The 14,074-nt window shown below is 62.5% G+C and carries 15 protein-coding genes; 7 read left to right on the top strand and 8 right to left on the bottom strand.

Going from position 1 to position 14,074, the window contains the following annotated elements; all coding sequences use genetic code 11:
• Positions 1–52 precede the first annotated feature (52 nt).
• The 4 genes from AC5ZG1_RS25900 to AC5ZG1_RS25915 all read right to left on the bottom strand — a co-directional run bounded on the left by AC5ZG1_RS25900 (position 53) and on the right by AC5ZG1_RS25915 (position 2,904).
• Positions 53–1,066: a formamidase gene (locus tag AC5ZG1_RS25900; RefSeq protein WP_496134447.1), complete on the bottom strand. Its 1,014-nt coding sequence runs from the start codon at positions 1,064–1,066 to the stop codon at positions 53–55.
• A gap of 75 nt (positions 1,067–1,141) precedes the next feature.
• Positions 1,142–1,807 carry a flavin reductase family protein gene (locus AC5ZG1_RS25905; protein WP_474419015.1) on the bottom strand — a complete coding sequence of 222 codons (666 nt, stop codon included), beginning with the start codon at positions 1,805–1,807 and terminating at the stop codon, positions 1,142–1,144.
• Positions 1,808–1,810: 3 nt separating this feature from the next.
• Positions 1,811–2,743: a DUF1989 domain-containing protein gene (locus AC5ZG1_RS25910; RefSeq protein WP_474419016.1), complete on the bottom strand. Its 933-nt coding sequence runs from the start codon at positions 2,741–2,743 to the stop codon at positions 1,811–1,813.
• Positions 2,740–2,904: a hypothetical protein gene (locus AC5ZG1_RS25915; protein WP_155255219.1), complete on the bottom strand. Its 165-nt coding sequence runs from the start codon at positions 2,902–2,904 to the stop codon at positions 2,740–2,742. Before AC5ZG1_RS25915 ends, AC5ZG1_RS25910 begins: the two co-directional genes overlap by 4 nt.
• Positions 2,905–3,144: 240 nt before the next feature.
• On the opposite strand from AC5ZG1_RS25915, the gene AC5ZG1_RS25920 reads away from it, so the two are divergent.
• The 5 genes from AC5ZG1_RS25920 (at position 3,145) to AC5ZG1_RS25940 (ending at position 7,528) form a co-directional block, all read left to right on the top strand.
• Positions 3,145–3,897: a GntR family transcriptional regulator gene (locus tag AC5ZG1_RS25920; protein WP_496134448.1), complete on the top strand. Its 753-nt coding sequence runs from the start codon at positions 3,145–3,147 to the stop codon at positions 3,895–3,897.
• Positions 3,898–3,964: 67 nt separating this feature from the next.
• Complete coding sequence (locus tag AC5ZG1_RS25925) at positions 3,965–5,065, top strand: BMP family ABC transporter substrate-binding protein (RefSeq protein WP_496134449.1); 1,101 nt, start codon at positions 3,965–3,967, stop codon at positions 5,063–5,065.
• Between the two features lie 204 nt (positions 5,066–5,269).
• A complete protein-coding gene (locus AC5ZG1_RS25930; protein ID WP_456643977.1) occupies positions 5,270–5,488 on the top strand; it encodes a hypothetical protein in 219 nt (72 codons plus the stop codon).
• A 214-nt stretch (positions 5,489–5,702) separates the two neighbouring features.
• Positions 5,703–6,740, top strand: a complete 1,038-nt coding sequence (locus AC5ZG1_RS25935; RefSeq protein ID WP_496134463.1) for a YeiH family protein — start codon at positions 5,703–5,705, stop codon at positions 6,738–6,740.
• A 98-nt stretch (positions 6,741–6,838) separates the two neighbouring features.
• Positions 6,839–7,528: a cysteine hydrolase family protein gene (locus AC5ZG1_RS25940; RefSeq protein ID WP_496134450.1), complete on the top strand. Its 690-nt coding sequence runs from the start codon at positions 6,839–6,841 to the stop codon at positions 7,526–7,528.
• Positions 7,529–7,655: 127 nt separating this feature from the next.
• On the opposite strand, the gene AC5ZG1_RS25945 is transcribed toward AC5ZG1_RS25940, so the two are convergent.
• The 4 genes from AC5ZG1_RS25945 to AC5ZG1_RS25960 all read right to left on the bottom strand — a co-directional run bounded on the left by AC5ZG1_RS25945 (position 7,656) and on the right by AC5ZG1_RS25960 (position 11,703).
• Complete coding sequence (locus tag AC5ZG1_RS25945; protein ID WP_496134451.1) at positions 7,656–8,480, bottom strand: carbohydrate ABC transporter permease; 825 nt, start codon at positions 8,478–8,480, stop codon at positions 7,656–7,658.
• On the bottom strand, positions 8,477–9,415 hold the full coding sequence (locus AC5ZG1_RS25950) for a carbohydrate ABC transporter permease (RefSeq protein WP_496134452.1): 939 nt from the start codon (positions 9,413–9,415) through the stop codon (positions 8,477–8,479). Before AC5ZG1_RS25950 ends, AC5ZG1_RS25945 begins: the two co-directional genes overlap by 4 nt.
• Positions 9,412–10,734 carry an ABC transporter substrate-binding protein gene (locus AC5ZG1_RS25955; protein WP_496134453.1) on the bottom strand — a complete coding sequence of 441 codons (1,323 nt, stop codon included), beginning with the start codon at positions 10,732–10,734 and terminating at the stop codon, positions 9,412–9,414. The genes AC5ZG1_RS25950 and AC5ZG1_RS25955 overlap by 4 nt, the downstream gene beginning before the upstream one ends.
• Before the next feature lie 114 nt (positions 10,735–10,848).
• Complete coding sequence (locus AC5ZG1_RS25960; RefSeq protein ID WP_496134454.1) at positions 10,849–11,703, bottom strand: VOC family protein; 855 nt, start codon at positions 11,701–11,703, stop codon at positions 10,849–10,851.
• Between the two features lie 113 nt (positions 11,704–11,816).
• Here AC5ZG1_RS25960 and AC5ZG1_RS25965 point away from each other — a divergent pair, with 113 nt between their 5' ends.
• Positions 11,817–13,118: an NAD(P)/FAD-dependent oxidoreductase gene (locus AC5ZG1_RS25965; protein ID WP_496134455.1), complete on the top strand. Its 1,302-nt coding sequence runs from the start codon at positions 11,817–11,819 to the stop codon at positions 13,116–13,118.
• Positions 13,119–13,413: 295 nt separating this feature from the next.
• On the top strand, positions 13,414–14,001 hold the full coding sequence (locus AC5ZG1_RS25970) for a phasin family protein (protein ID WP_496134456.1): 588 nt from the start codon (positions 13,414–13,416) through the stop codon (positions 13,999–14,001).
• Positions 14,002–14,074: the final 73 nt, after the last annotated feature.

Consider the following 14,074-nt stretch of genomic DNA (forward strand, 5'->3'; position numbering starts at 1 on the left):
TCTTGCACCGCTCGTGAATGGTGGGCACGCTTCGCTTTGCCCACCCTACAAATCACTCCGCCGCTTTCGCTGTTTTGCCGAACATCCGCGTCGGCGCTGGGAAGCCGCAGGAGGTGCCGTCGGTGATCTTCACCTGGTCTTCCCACGGCAGGCGGAAGTTACCTGCGACCATGTCCTGCATGAACGTGTAGGGACAATCCATCGCGCCGCCCTTCACCGCGACATAGCCGCGGTGAAAGAGCTGATAGATATTGTTCTCGACGCCCCAGTTGATCCGCGCCTCGCGTACCAGGTCAGGGCGCACCTCGGCGGTGATGATCTCGTCCGCGCGGCCGGTGGTGCCGTGGGCGATGATGGTGCCGTCAAAATTGACGATCATGCCTTCGCCCATGGAATCGAACGAGCCATCGGAGCCGCACATGCAGACATTGGCCGTCACCATCAGGTTCTGGAAGGCGTTGGCCTGATTCGTAAAGCGCCAGCTCTCGCGGATCGGCGCGGTGTAACCGGCGGTGCGGATCATGATCTCCGCGCCCTTGTAGGCGCATTCGCGCGCCATCTCGGGGAACATGCCGTCATGGCAGATGATGAGAGCGATCTTGGCGCCCTTCGGTCCCTCGATCACGGGAATGCCGATGTCGCCGGGCTCCCACGGCTCGACCGGAATCCAGGGATGGAATTTGCGATAGTAAAGCTTGATATCGCCGTGGTCGTCGATGATCAGGCCTGAATTGTAAGGGTTGCCGTCGGGGTTGTACTCCATGATGGAGAAGCAGCCCCAGATTTTGTTGTCGATGCAGGCCCGCTTGAAGGCGGCGACCTCCGGGCCGTCGAGCCGGCACATGATTTCGGGATTGGTGTCCATCGACAGGCCGTGCAGCGAGTATTCCGGAAACACGACGAGGTCCATGGTCGAAAGGTTGCGCCGCGCCTTGCCGACCATCCAGACGATCTTCTGGGTCTGCTTCGCCAGATCGACTTTGGTCGCCACGACCGGCAATTGCAGTTGAACAAGCCCGATCACGACGCCGTTGGGTGATTTATTGAGGCCGCCAAGTCCGTTCATGTCGAACTCCCTGTTCAGTGCTGGTCGTTTCTGGGATTAAGCGAAGAAAATCCGATTTCTGTTTGCATCGAAAGACTATTTTTCAGGCGCCGCCATTGCCTCGAATTCCTCCATCGTCGGCGTCAGCATCTCGAAGCGGTCGCGGATGGTGGCGCAGGTGTTGCCGCCAAGACGTGCGATCGCGTCGAGTCTGGCCGGATCGATGTACAGGCGCTCGGCATCGATCACCTCGCGCTGATAATGTGCAAAGACAATCTCGCCGAGAATGATCTGGCGAGATTTTCCCAGTTCCAGCGTGACATGGCGGCGGCATTCGAAGGCAGCGGGAGCCTCCTTGATCCAGGGCGAGGCCACAGCAGTGCCCGGCATCGCCGTCAACCCCGCGGCCCTGAGCTCGTCGTGGCCGGCCGCAAACGGCACTGCGCAGACATGCATCGCTTCCGCAATCGCGTGCGCGACGATGTTAACGGTGAAGACTTCGGTCAGGCGGATGTTCAGTGCGGTGTCCTTGAACGACATATCGGGATGGTTTTCCACCCCGAGCGCGAGGATCGGCGGGTCCGCGGAGAGGCAGTTGAAGAAACTGAACGGCGCGGCATTGATGCGCCCCATTGGATCGACTGTCGTTACCAGCGCGATCGGCCGCGGCACCACAGTGCCGATCATCAGTTTGTAGCGCTCGCGCGCCGACAATTTGCGGAAGTCGAAGGTGACTTCGTCCGGAGCCGGGATCGCGTCCATCGCTCAGGCCTCGATCGCCGGCGCCCCGGCATGCGCCTGCAGGAAGCGCTCTTCCCACCAGGAGAACAGGATGTCGCGCAACGCCGCCGCGTCGTCATCACCGTAGATGTCGGTGAGTTTGACCGCGTCGAACATCGCGATTTCCTCCGCGGTCAGTGTGATCGGAAGTTCGGTGAGCACGATCGGCGTGTTCGGAAACTCCGGCTTGTAGTCGGGATCCCGCCGCAAGGCGCGGTCGCTCTTGATGATCGGGTTCCTGAAATCCTTGGGCGTTCGCTGGCTCGCGAGCACGGGCGTCTTCGGCACGTTGGCGAGATCGGCTTCGGTCGCCTCGAACACCGTGAGCTTCAGCGGCTTCAACGCAAAGTTGCTGGTCTTCATCACGTCGGCGCCGCAGACATTGGGGACCGCCAGCACATCCATCAGTGCCAGCAGGTCTACATAGTCGCCGGGCTTGGTGGTCTGACGGGTCATGTAGGCATGGCCGTCGGCGTCGACGCCGGTGCACATGAACAGGTTGAAGGAATCGTGCACGTCGTCGGGCGTCAGCCCATATTCGCGCTGCGCTTCCGCCTGGATGTCGTGGCAATTGGTGTGAACGGCAAAGCCGTAGGCCGCTTCATAGACATAGGCGCTGCAGCGCGGGAACAGCACGTCATTGCGGCCGACGGTGTCCTCCAGAATATAGAGCATCGCGCGCTCGCGTGGCGGCGCCGACCACATGAAGGTGCCTTTGGTCGGATGAAAGCCGTGCACGGTGCGGGTGCGGCCGCAATGCATGAACTCCTTGTAGTCATGCAGGTTGAAGCAGTTGAAGTCGGCGCACTGGCCGCCTTCGACCTGCTCGATGCGCAGGATCTGCCCCTTCAACAATTCGATCGCCTTGCCGGTGCCCGGCTCGAGTAGCCATTCCGATATGATCTTGCGCGTGGTCATCGCGAGCTTCTCGCGGTCTCGGCCTTCCGGTTGGCGGCGTATTCGCGCAGCGCGAGACGGACCAGCGCCGCGCGATCAGGCGCCACACCCTGCGCGATGGTGCGGTCCATCAGTTCAAGCTGTTGCTGGTTCAATCGTAACTTAACGACTGTTTCCTTCATGGCATTCCCTCCGCAGCGATCCGAGATAGTAAAATCCTGTATACAGAATTACACCCAATCGGATATCGAGCTGCAGTTATCCTGCGTTTTGCCGCGCATTCGAAGCGCAAACTTTGAGCGTCGTGCTGCCGTTTATTCGAGCGCATCGACCAATATTGCCGCATCCTGTGTACGAAATGCCGAACTATCGTATGCGCAATCGCGGACGCATTCTCGTCCGACGGCGCATGCGGATTTCGGATGAGCAAGAAATCGACCCGCGTTGATGTTGCCTGCCAGGCGCTGCGCCAGGCGATCATCGAGCAGGCGTTGCCGCCGGGCACGAAGCTCCCGGAGGACGAGCTCGGTGCTCAGTTTCACATGAGCCGCACGCTGGTGCGCGCAGCCTTGGCGCAGCTTCAATCGGAAGGTCTGGTCGATGCGCCGCCGCGGCGCACCGCCACCACGGCCAAGCCGACGCTGGAGGAGGCGAGGGAAGTCTTCGAGGTCCGCCGCACGCTCGAACGCGAAGTGGTGCGGCTGGTGATCGCGCGCTGGCGGCCGGAATTCGGCGCCGAGCTCGAAGGGCATGTCCGCAAGGAAGAAGCTGCGCGCAAGGCTGGCGAAGCGAGAGTCTCCATCCGCCTCGCCGGCGAATTCCATGTCAAGCTTGGCGAGCTCGCGGGCAACAGTCTGTTCCGCCGCTATCTCGGCGAAGTGGTATCGCGCTGCTCGTTGATCCTGGCGCTTTACGGCCGGCCGCATTCCGCCGACTGCGCCGTCAACGAACACCGCGAGATCGTGGCCGCGCTGCGCAGCCGCAATGCCGAAGCGGCGATCGAGCTGATGGATCATCACCTCGGCGCGGTCGAGCACCGGGCGCTGCTCGATCAGGATCGCGATGCGCAATTCGATCTCGGCGCGGTGCTGTCCCGCTACACGGAGACGGCGGACGCCGGCAACGGATCAAAGATCGCCCGGCTGCCGCGGCGGAAGGCACGAGCCGCGAAGTGACCGGGGACGGGATTTCATCACCAGTGTCACAGCCGCACCAATGGTTCGGCGATCAAGGAGAGTATCAATGACCACGCCTCCGCTTTCCCGCCGAAGCTTTCTCGCTGGAGCCGCCGCAAGTCCCCTCGTTTTCTCCGCGCTCGGCCAGCCGGCGCGCGCCGCTGAGCTCACGGTCGGCATCATCTATGTCGGCTCTCGCCAGGACTATGGCTGGAACCAGGCCCACGCGGTCGCCGCCAAGGCGCTCAAGGATGTGCCGGGCGTGAAGGTCGTCGAAGAAGAGAACGTGCCGGAGACCGTGGCGGTTGCGAAAACCATGGAGTCGATGATCAACATCGACGGTGCGACGCTGCTGTTCCCGACGTCGTTCGGCTACTTCAACCCGTTCATGGTCGATGCGGCGAAGAAATATCCGAAGGTCGAATTCCGCCATCCGACCTCGCTCTGGCAGGCCGACAAGCATCCCGCCAATGCCGGCGGCTACTTCTGCTATCTCGACCAGGGCCATTACGTGAACGGCATTGCCGCCGGCCTATCCACCAAGGCCAACAAGATCGGCTATATCGCCGCAAAGCCGATCCCCCTGGTGCTCCGCAACGTCAACTCGTTCATGCTCGGCGCGCGCAAGGTTAATCCCGATGTCACCGTGCAGCTCATCATCACCGGCGACTGGGCGCTGCCGGTACGCGAGGCGGAAGCGGCCAACGCGCTGGTCGATGCCGGCTGCGACATCATCGCCTGCCACATCGACAGCCCCAAGGTGGTGATCGAGACCGCCGAGAAGCGCGGCGTGAAGAGCTGCGGCCACAACGCCAACCAGGCGGATCTCGCGCCCAAGGGCTTTATCACCGGCGCTGAGTTGAAGTGGGAGACGGTCTACAAGAGCTTTGCCGGCATGATCGCCAAGGGCGAGAAGTTGCCGAACATGGTGATCGGCGGCTACGACAAGGACATGGTGGTGAGCTCCCCGTTCGGCGCCGGCTGCAGCGAAGCCGGCCGCAATGCCGCCACCGCCGCGATCGCCGAGCTGAAGGCCGGCAAGCCGATCTTCGTCGCCGGCGTGAAGAGCAATACCGGCAAGGTCATCACCTCCAAGGACACCGGGCTCTATGATCCCGCATTGGAGACGACCGACTATCTGGTCGAGGGTGTTGTCGGTACGGTCTGAGGTCCCTGAGGCCGGCCGTGCTGGCGCAGGCTGGGTAGCTTCGGCGGCCATTTCCGCACGATTTGGAGCTGCGGGGATAAAAATTCTTCCCTGAGCCGGCGTCGGGGAACGCGCTTCCAAGTCGCTGCCGCAAAAGACATTTCGCTACCATTGCTTCCTGGCTGCAATTGACGACATTTGAGGTCGGTTTCAATGGAAGCGGCCATGAGCAATCCCGGATTTGATGCGTTTGGCGAGCCGATGACGGCTGAGAGCGTTCGCGCCCCTGGACGTGCGTCCTCCTGGCTGCTGCGTGCCGGCACCAGCGCGTTCTGGCTGCTCGTTGCCGGCATCGTGATCGCCCGCGCCGCCTATTTTGAGGCTGGCGTCTTCAATTTCGACCGCGCCGTTGCCTGGGCGCAGGGCCTGTTCGCAGCCCTCTGACCTCAGATCCGGTCACTCTCCTTCGTATAGCCGAAAGCCCCGCGCCGCCCGCCATGGGCACCATGACCGGACGCGTCAGTCCGGGCTATCCTTGTTACGGAATATAACTTCTCGTGACTGGGGACATCGGAGAATATATTAGCCAAAACATCACGGTAGGCGCATAAATTATTCCCCGATAGGGAGTGCCACCGTGGCGGACAATACCAACAGCATCAAGAAAACAGCGGGGCGCCCCAGTACCGTCGCCCGCACATTTGGCCTTCTTCCTGGCATCGCGCTGTGCGGCGTGATCACGTTCGTCGCGGTTGGCGTCCAGCACCTGGAGGAACGGGCCTTCGACCATCCCTATGTCGAAGCCCTGGTGATTGCGATCCTCCTGGGAATGGCGATCCGCACCGCCTGGAATCCGTCCGAGCGATGGCGCTCCGGGATCGCCTTCAGCGCCAAACAACTGCTCGAAGTCGCCGTCGTGCTGCTGGGGGCTTCGATCAGCTTCGCCGCGATCGCGGCGTCCGGCCTTGCCCTGATCGGCGCGATCGCGGGGACGGTCGCGATCATGCTGGCGCTCAGTTTTGGGGTCAGCCGCATGCTGGGCCTGCCCACCAAGCTGTCGATCCTGATCGCCTGCGGCAATTCCATCTGCGGGAATTCGGCAATCGCGGCCGTTGCCCCCGTGATCGACGCCCACAGCGACGACATCGCCTCGTCGATCTCATTTACGGCCATTCTCGGCGTGCTGATGGTACTGGGATTGCCCTTGCTGATCCCGCTCCTGGGATTGACGGCGACGCAATACGGCATCCTGGCCGGACTTACCGTCTATGCCGTTCCCCAGGTGCTTGCCGCCACCGTGCCTGCCGGCATTGTCAGCACGCAGATCGGGACGCTGGTGAAACTGGTGCGCGTGCTGATGCTGGGACCAATCGTGATCGGCCTTTCGATATTTGTTGCCAGCCGCCGCACGAACGAGAAGGCGGCATCGATCAGTCCGTTCAAACTCGTGCCCTGGTTCATCATCGGCTTTCTGATCCTTGCTGCGCTCCGATCGTTCGAACTCGTTCCGGATGCCGTGGTCCCCTTGGTGACAAAGGCGGCGGTCCTGCTCACCGTCCTGTCGATGGCGGCCCTTGGCCTCGGCGTTGATATCCGCGTCATCGCCACCGTCGGAGGACGCGTGACAGCCGCGGTCACGCTGTCGCTGTTGGTGCTGCTCGCCATCAGCATCGGGCTCGTCCATCTCTTCAGATGAGAGCGCGTCCGGCGGGCGTGCGATCTCGAATTGTACACAATGGCACGGCGTTTGCTTATTCCCCGATCAAGAATTCTCTTGTTCGGGGTGAGTACGTCATGGCGAACTCAAGCGATCCATTGGGGAAGATCGTCGCGGAGCCGGAGCCGATCGCGCTCGACTGGACCAAGACCGCGCTCGTCATCATCGACATGCAGCGCGATTTCATGGAGCCCGGCGGCTTCGGTGAAACGCTCGGCAATGACGTCAGCCGGCTTGCGCGCGCCGTGAAGCCGATCGGCGCGTTGCTGTCGGCGGCACGCGATGCCGGCATGCTGGTGATCCATACCCGCGAAGGGCATCTGCCCGACCTTTCCGACGCGCCGCCCGCCAAGGTCGAGCGTGGCGCGCCATCCTTGCGCATCGGCGATCCCGGTCCGATGGGCCGCATCCTCATCCGCGGCGAGGCCGGCCACGACATCATCCCCGAGCTCTATCCGCTCGACAGCGAGATCGTGATCGACAAGCCCGGCAAGGGCGCGTTCTACGCGACCGAGATGGGCGATGTGCTGCAGAAATACGGTATCGATAATCTCTTGGTGTGTGGCGTCACCACCGAAGTCTGCGTCAACACCACCGTGCGCGAGGCCAATGACCGCGGCTATCGCTGTGTCGTCATCTCCGACGGCTGCGCATCCTACTTTCCCGAATTTCACGAGATGGGCCTGAAGATGATCAAGGCCCAGGGCGGAATCTTCGGCTGGGTCGCGAGCTCAGCGGCAGTATTGGAGGCCTTGAAGATTGGCTGACCCTCATGGTGAGGAGCGCGTAGCGCGTCTCGAACCATGAGGCCCCGCCTGTGGCCTCATCCTTCGAGACGCGGCCAAGAGGCCGCTCCTCAGGATGAGGGGATGTAGCGGCGGCGCGGCCACGAAGTCATCCACCCTTCACAGCACCCGCAGTAAGCCCGGCGACGATCTGGCGCTGGGCGAACACCGTGAGCAGCAGCACCGGGAAGGTCACGAGCAGCGCCGCGGCGGCGAGCGGGCCCCAGCTCAACTGGTCGAACGAGATCATGTTGTAGACGGCAACCGGTAACGTGCGCGTCTCGCGTCCCGCCAGCACGATGCCGAACACGAAATTGTTCCAGGAGAAGATCACCGCAAGGATGAAGGCAACGGCAAGTCCGGGGCGCGCGATCGGCAGCGCGACGTGACGGAACACCTGCCAGCGCGTGGCGCCATCGATCCGTGCGGCTTCCTCGAGTTCCAGCGGCGTTGTCTCGAAATAGCCGATCATGATCCAGATCACGATCGGCACGGTGACCACGAGATGGATGATGATCTGCGGCACCAGCGTGCCGAGCAGTCCCAGCCACTGAAACAGCAGAAACAGCGGGATCAGATACGACAGCCCCGGCGTGATGCGCGCGATCAGGATCACGATCGCCGACTTATGCGCCGCCATCCGCGCGATGCCGTAGCCGGCGGGCACGCCGACCAGCATCGCCAGCAGCGTCGCGCCGCCGGTCACGATCAGGCTGTTGAAGAAATAGGTCAAGAAGCGGTTGGAGGCGAGCACGTCGGTATAGTTCTTCCAGGCGAACTGCTCGGGGATGAACACCGGCGGATAGGCGGCGTTGTCGATCTCGTACTTCAGCGACAGCGAGATCATCCAGAGGAAGAACAGGATCGCCGGCGACACGATCACGAACACCGAGAACCAGAGGCCAATCTGGCCCAGCAGTTGGCGCGGGCTCATGCGCCGCCTCCGATCTCGGTCCACAGCATCCGCTTGCGCAAGTAGAGCAGCACCGCAGCCAGCAGCACGATCAAGAGGAAGAACACGACCGCGATCGCCGATCCGTAGCCCAAATCGTAATACACGAAGGCGACGCTGTAGAGATAGAGATTGATGGTCTCCGAGGCAGAGCCGGGGCCGCCTTGCGTGATCGCGAAGATGATGTCGAAACTCTTCACCGCGTCGATCATGCGGATCATCCCAGCGATGAACAGGAACGGCATGATCAGCGGCAGCGTGATGTAGCGGAACATCTGCCAGAAGCCGGCGCCGTCGATCTCCGCGCTCTCATAGGGCTCGGTCGGGATCGCGGCGAGGCCACCGAGCACGATCAGCATCACCAGCGGCGTCCATTGCCAGGTCTCGACCAGCACCAGCGATGGAATGACGGTCGCGGGATTGAACACCCAGAGCTGGGGCGGCAGGCCGACCAGCGACAACAGATAGTTGAGCACGCCGAGCTGCGGGTGGAACATCATGGTCCAGACCAGCGCGATCGCCACAGGCGTCGCCATCATCGGCATGATGAAGACGCCGCGCAGGAAGCCGCGCCCGGCAAAGCGCTGGTGGAACACCACGGCCGCGAGCGTGCCGAAGATCAGCGGCAATATCACCGACAGCGCGGTGTAGATGATGGTGTGTCCGACCGCCTCGACGAAACGCGGATCGTTCGGCAAGCGCAGATAATTGGCAAAGCCGACGAAGGTGGTGGGCGAGCCGACCTTCCACTCGTTGAAGCTCATCCAGATCGTGAACAGCCAGGGAAACACGATCACGGCCAGTACGACGATGAGCGCCGGCAGCACGAAAGGCCAGTAGGTGGGGCGATGCCATTCCTGCTCCGGTGCGGCGGAGGTGTCCGCCGCGGCCGGAGTCGTCTCGGTTATCGTGCTCACGCTTTTTCGCTGCGTTCCAGGATGGGCCGGAATTGCTCGTGCGCCTTCTTCAACTCCGTTGCAGGATCGGCGCCCGAGAGCGTCGCGGTGAGCGCCGCGCCGACGATGTCGCGGAATTCAGCGACGGGGATGATGACGGGCAGTCCGAGCTTGCTGATCTTGGCGGAGTCGACGACCGACTTCAGCCATTCCTGGGTCTTCACGCCTTTCGCGACATCAGGGTCGTTCACGATCGAATTGCGGAACGGCACGCCGCCGCCGGCCTGCAACAGTCGCGCGGCTTGCGTCCTGGAGATGACCCATTGGCACAAGAGGTAGGCGGCTTCCTTGTTCTTGCTCGCCGCGGCGATGCCGATGCCGTCGCCATAGGTCGAGGAAAACGCGCCCTTGGGGCCGGCGGGCACGAGGGCGTAGCCGACCTTACCGACGACGCGCGAGGCGGTTGGGTCTTCCAGCGGCGGCGCCCAGCCGTCGGCGTCGATCCACATCGCGGATCGGCCTTGCGTGAACGAGGCCATCGACTCCATCCAGTTGAAGCCGGCGACGCCGGGGGGCGCCGATTTGGTCAATAGCCGCTGGTAAAGCTTGGTCGCTTCGATTGCCTCGGGGCCGTCGGTCAGGATGTTGCCCTTGCTGTCGAGGAATTCGCCGCCATAGTTGAGGTAGAAGTTGGTCCACATCGCCATGTTGGCGTTGCGCAGGCCGCGGCCGACAAAGCCAAAAGTGCCTTCCTTGGGGTCGGTGAGCTTCTCGGCGGCCACCACCATCTCGTCCAGCGTCTTCGGCACTTCGACGCCTTTCTTCTGGAACAACTCCTTGTTGTAATAAAGGATGAAATAGTCGACCGACCATGGTAGCGACAGCATCTGGCCCTTGTCGTTCTTGGCGTATTGCTGTCCGGCGGCGGAGAAGTCGCTTTCGACGAGGTCGGGCGGCGTGAAATTCGGGTCCTTCAAGTAGCCGGAGAGATCGGCGAGCCAGCCGGCCTTCTCGAACTGCCGCTTCTGCACATGATAGCTCAGATGCACAACGTCGAAGCTCGGCTTGCCCGAGGCGAGCTCGATGACGCATTTCTGGCGCTGCTGCTGCTCAGGGATCTGCTCGGACTCGACCTGGATGCCGGTGAGCGCGGTGAATTCCTTGATGTATTTTTGCAGATTGTCGCCGCGCGGCCCCTTGGCGAGGATCACCTCGAGCTTGGTGCCGTTATATTTCTTCCAGTCGATGTCGGCGCGCGCCGGAAACCCGGTGAGGCTGAGCGCGCCGGCCGCAGCCGTGCCGGCCAAAAGCTGCCGGCGCGAGATCTGGTGATCCGTCATATTTCTCTCCCTGCTCGTTTTTTGTTTGGGAGAGATACTAACGTTTGCGAGCGGGCTGCCTAGCCCTAATGTGTGCGACAATGCACTACAATTGTAGCGTGTGAAGCCGGTCGTTTATGCCTTGACGAAAGCAAGCAACGTGCCGTTGCCCGCCGCCGGCGGTACGCAGATCGCGCCTGCACTGTGCACGCCGGTCGCGCCCAGCGTCTTCTCCGCTGCACTAACATCGGCCGCGATCACCAGGCCGGCGCCGCCGCGTTCGGGCAGCGCGGCCAGCGAGACGCCGGGATAGCGTTTGCCGAGTTGGTCCTTTGTCGCGAACACGAAGTCCGCGCGGTCCGAGCCCGAGGGGACAGTGACGGCGCCATCGGCTTCGTTCCTTGTTGCGACATCGATCATCTCGGACAGATGCGCAGCGTCCTTGGCCGGCTCGGGTGTTACGATGAGCACCTGCCTCAGGCGTTTCGCGCCGTTGGCATGCGTCATCAATTCGGGGATCCACACCGTCTCGCGGGTCTTGTGCTGACAGGCGAAGATGCGCACGCTGCCCGGCGCCTCCGCGGTCGGCCATTGGAAGGTGCGGAATTTGGCCGCCGCCAGCGAGCCATCAGGCATCGTCACCGGCCGCTCGAAATCAGTCGGGCCGATCGGCGCGTAACCACGCGCGCGGATCTCCTCGGCACCCGCAGCCGAATCGACCGCGGTGAATGCGATGCGCTCGATGCCTTCGCCGCGCTGCTCCAGGAATGCCCGCGCCGGCGCATTGTGCTCGGTCGGGGTGAGCACGCCGAGCAGCTCGATATAGTCGGGGTCGAGCATGATGGTGTAGTTGCCGGATCCCATATGCGCGCTATGGGTGCCGCGCGGCGAAACGGTGAAGCCGAGATGCTTCCAGTTGTCGGCAGCCCGGTCGAGATCCTTCACCATGATCACGGCGTGATCGATTCCGATGACGTTCCTGAGTGACACTCTGTTGTTTCCCCGGCATGGATAGATGGCGTACTACACTAAACAGATCGATCCGGCGCCCGCAAGCCGACGTTCCCATTGGCCGCCGAGCAACGATCGTGAAGAGATTGATGATGGAAAGAACAGATGTCCGCTGGCCCGATTCCCTATGGGCGGCAGTGACGCCCGCGGGGCCTGATCTGCCCGAATTGACCGGCGCCCGGCAGGCCGACGTGGTCGTGATCGGTGGCGGTTTCGCGGGGCTGTCGACCGCGCTGCATTTGCGCGAGGCCGGCGTGGACGTGGCTGTCGTCGAGGCGATGGAGCCGGGCTGGGGCGCCTCGGGGCGCAACAACGGCCAGGTGATCCCGACCTTGTCGCGGCCCGATCCGGAGGACATCGTCGCCAAGCATCGCGCAGCCGGCGAGCGCTTTGTCGGCCTCTTGCGCGACAGCGCCTCGACGCTGTTTGACACCGTCGCGAAATACCGCATCGAAGCCGAGCAGGAGCAGGCCGGCTGGGTGCAGCCGGTGCATTCGCCCGGCCGCATCAAGATCGCCGAGCGGCGGGTGCGGCAATGGTCGAAATTCGGCGCGCCGGTCGAATTGCTGTCACGCGATCAGGTCCGCGACATGCTGGGCTCGGATGCGTGGTATGGCGGCTTCTGGAACAGAAGCGGCGGCCACATCAATCCGCTGGCGCTGGCGCGGGGGCTCGCGCGCGCCGTGCTTGATCTCGGCGGACGCATCTATGCGCGCTCTCCGGTCGAGAGTTTCGAGCGGAGGAATAACCGCTGGGTGGTGAAAACCGCCAAAGGTGAGATCTCGGGCCGCGCGCTGGTGGTCGCGACCAATGCCTATAGCGGGGAGATCGTGAAATCATTGGTGCCGGAGATCGCGACCGAGGTGATGCCGGTGCTGTCCTGGCAGATGGCGACGCAGCCATTGTCGGACAACGTTCGCAAGTCCATCATCCCAGGACGGCAGGCGATGTCGGATACCCATGGCGAGCTCTATTTCGCGCGCTACGACGCGCGCAACCGGCTCGTGACTGGTGGCGCCGTGATCGGCCCAGGCGACAAGGCCGCGCGGCTGAAGGCGAGGGTGGCCGAACGGCTGCAACGCTTGTGGCCGCAGATCGGCGAAATCTCCTTCGATCACGTCTGGAACGGCTATGTCGGCATGACCACCGATTTCCTGCCGCGCTTCCACCAGCTCGGCCCCGACGCCTATGGCTGGACCGGCTGCAACGGCCGCGCAGTGGCGCTGACGATTGCGATTGGCGCCGAGTTTGCAAAGGCGGTGCAAGGCGTAGCGGTGAAAGACTTGGCGCTGCCGTTCACCGACGCGCGGCCGATTGCTGCGCATGGACTGCTGCGAAAGCTCGCGCCCTTGATGCTATTGGTCTACCGCCGCCGCGACGCGCGGGAGATCTAGAGCAGGGGAACGCTGTGCCGAGCGCGACATCCGTCAGGAGAGCATTCCTGACCTAACTCGGATATCATCCAATGTACGCCCCGGCTTGATGAGCAGCTGGCTGCCCGAGTTCCAGGCCGCAGAAATCGAGTTTGGAGCCGGCGCCTATACAGCATCCCAAAAGCTCAAGAAATGCCGGAACGGTTGTAAACTCACCGCGTTTGGTTGCGAAGGATTCGCCCGCTGTTCAGCGATCCAGTCGCACGGGAATCCCGACTGCAATATCCAACTACAATCAATAACGAGGAGGCAACAGATGGCAAATCCACGTCCAGAGGATAAGTCTACTCAAGCCGCCGAGGATGCAGTTCGGCGCGTCAGCGAGAGAACTGCTGAACAGACCAGACGGATTGGAGAAACCGCGGCTGAGGCCAGCCAAGAGATGGCTCGGGCGAGCACCGATCTGCTGCGCCAAAATGCCGAGGCGGTACAGAGCGCCCTGCGGTTCGGCCTGGATATGACGACAGCGGTCATGGGCCGCTCCACCGATCAATTTGGTGGTGCACTTGGACTATCGGAGGAAGCACAACGTGCAACCGAAAGGTCGGCTCACAGCGCCGCCAGCGTCCTTCAGTCCACCACCGCAATTGCCAAAGGGATGAGCGGGATGTCGCAAGAGTATCTGGCGTTCGTCCGGCACCAAATGGAGTGCAGTATGAACCGCATGAACGAATTGTGGCGCTGCCGTACTCCTCAGGATGTTCTCGCTGTCCAAAGTGATTTTCTGCGAGAAACCGTGGAGAACGCTGTGGGATGCGGCCGACGAATGGCCGACATGTCGCTCAAGGCGGCTGACGATAGCGCGAAGCGCATGGCTCAGACTATCGAACGGCGCGCCGCCTAAAGCGGGATGGGGTTAAGTTGAATCGATTTGGGATTCCCAAATCAGTGAGTTTCTGATTCACCATGCTGGCTGG

Source organism: Bradyrhizobium sp. Leo78 (assembly GCF_059512425.1).

Excerpts from the sequence above, each read along its gene's own strand:
- AC5ZG1_RS25900 (WP_496134447.1), bottom strand. The coding sequence starts at position 1,066 with ATGAACGGACTTGGCGGCCTCAATAAATCACCCAACGGCGTCGTGATC.
- AC5ZG1_RS25915 (WP_155255219.1), bottom strand. The coding sequence starts at position 2,904 with ATGAAGGAAACAGTCGTTAAGTTACGATTGAACCAGCAACAGCTTGAA.
- AC5ZG1_RS25905 (WP_474419015.1), bottom strand. The coding sequence starts at position 1,807 with ATGGACGCGATCCCGGCTCCGGACGAAGTCACCTTCGACTTCCGCAAA.
- AC5ZG1_RS25910 (WP_474419016.1), bottom strand. The coding sequence starts at position 2,743 with ATGACCACGCGCAAGATCATATCGGAATGGCTACTCGAGCCGGGCACC.
- AC5ZG1_RS25925 (WP_496134449.1), top strand. The coding sequence starts at position 3,965 with ATGACCACGCCTCCGCTTTCCCGCCGAAGCTTTCTCGCTGGAGCCGCC.
- AC5ZG1_RS25970 (WP_496134456.1), top strand. The coding sequence starts at position 13,414 with ATGGCAAATCCACGTCCAGAGGATAAGTCTACTCAAGCCGCCGAGGAT.
- AC5ZG1_RS25945 (WP_496134451.1), bottom strand. The coding sequence starts at position 8,480 with ATGAGCCCGCGCCAACTGCTGGGCCAGATTGGCCTCTGGTTCTCGGTG.
- AC5ZG1_RS25940 (WP_496134450.1), top strand. The coding sequence starts at position 6,839 with ATGGCGAACTCAAGCGATCCATTGGGGAAGATCGTCGCGGAGCCGGAG.
- AC5ZG1_RS25965 (WP_496134455.1), top strand. The coding sequence starts at position 11,817 with ATGGAAAGAACAGATGTCCGCTGGCCCGATTCCCTATGGGCGGCAGTG.
- AC5ZG1_RS25920 (WP_496134448.1), top strand. The coding sequence starts at position 3,145 with ATGAGCAAGAAATCGACCCGCGTTGATGTTGCCTGCCAGGCGCTGCGC.
- AC5ZG1_RS25930 (WP_456643977.1), top strand. The coding sequence starts at position 5,270 with ATGAGCAATCCCGGATTTGATGCGTTTGGCGAGCCGATGACGGCTGAG.
- AC5ZG1_RS25955 (WP_496134453.1), bottom strand. The coding sequence starts at position 10,734 with ATGACGGATCACCAGATCTCGCGCCGGCAGCTTTTGGCCGGCACGGCT.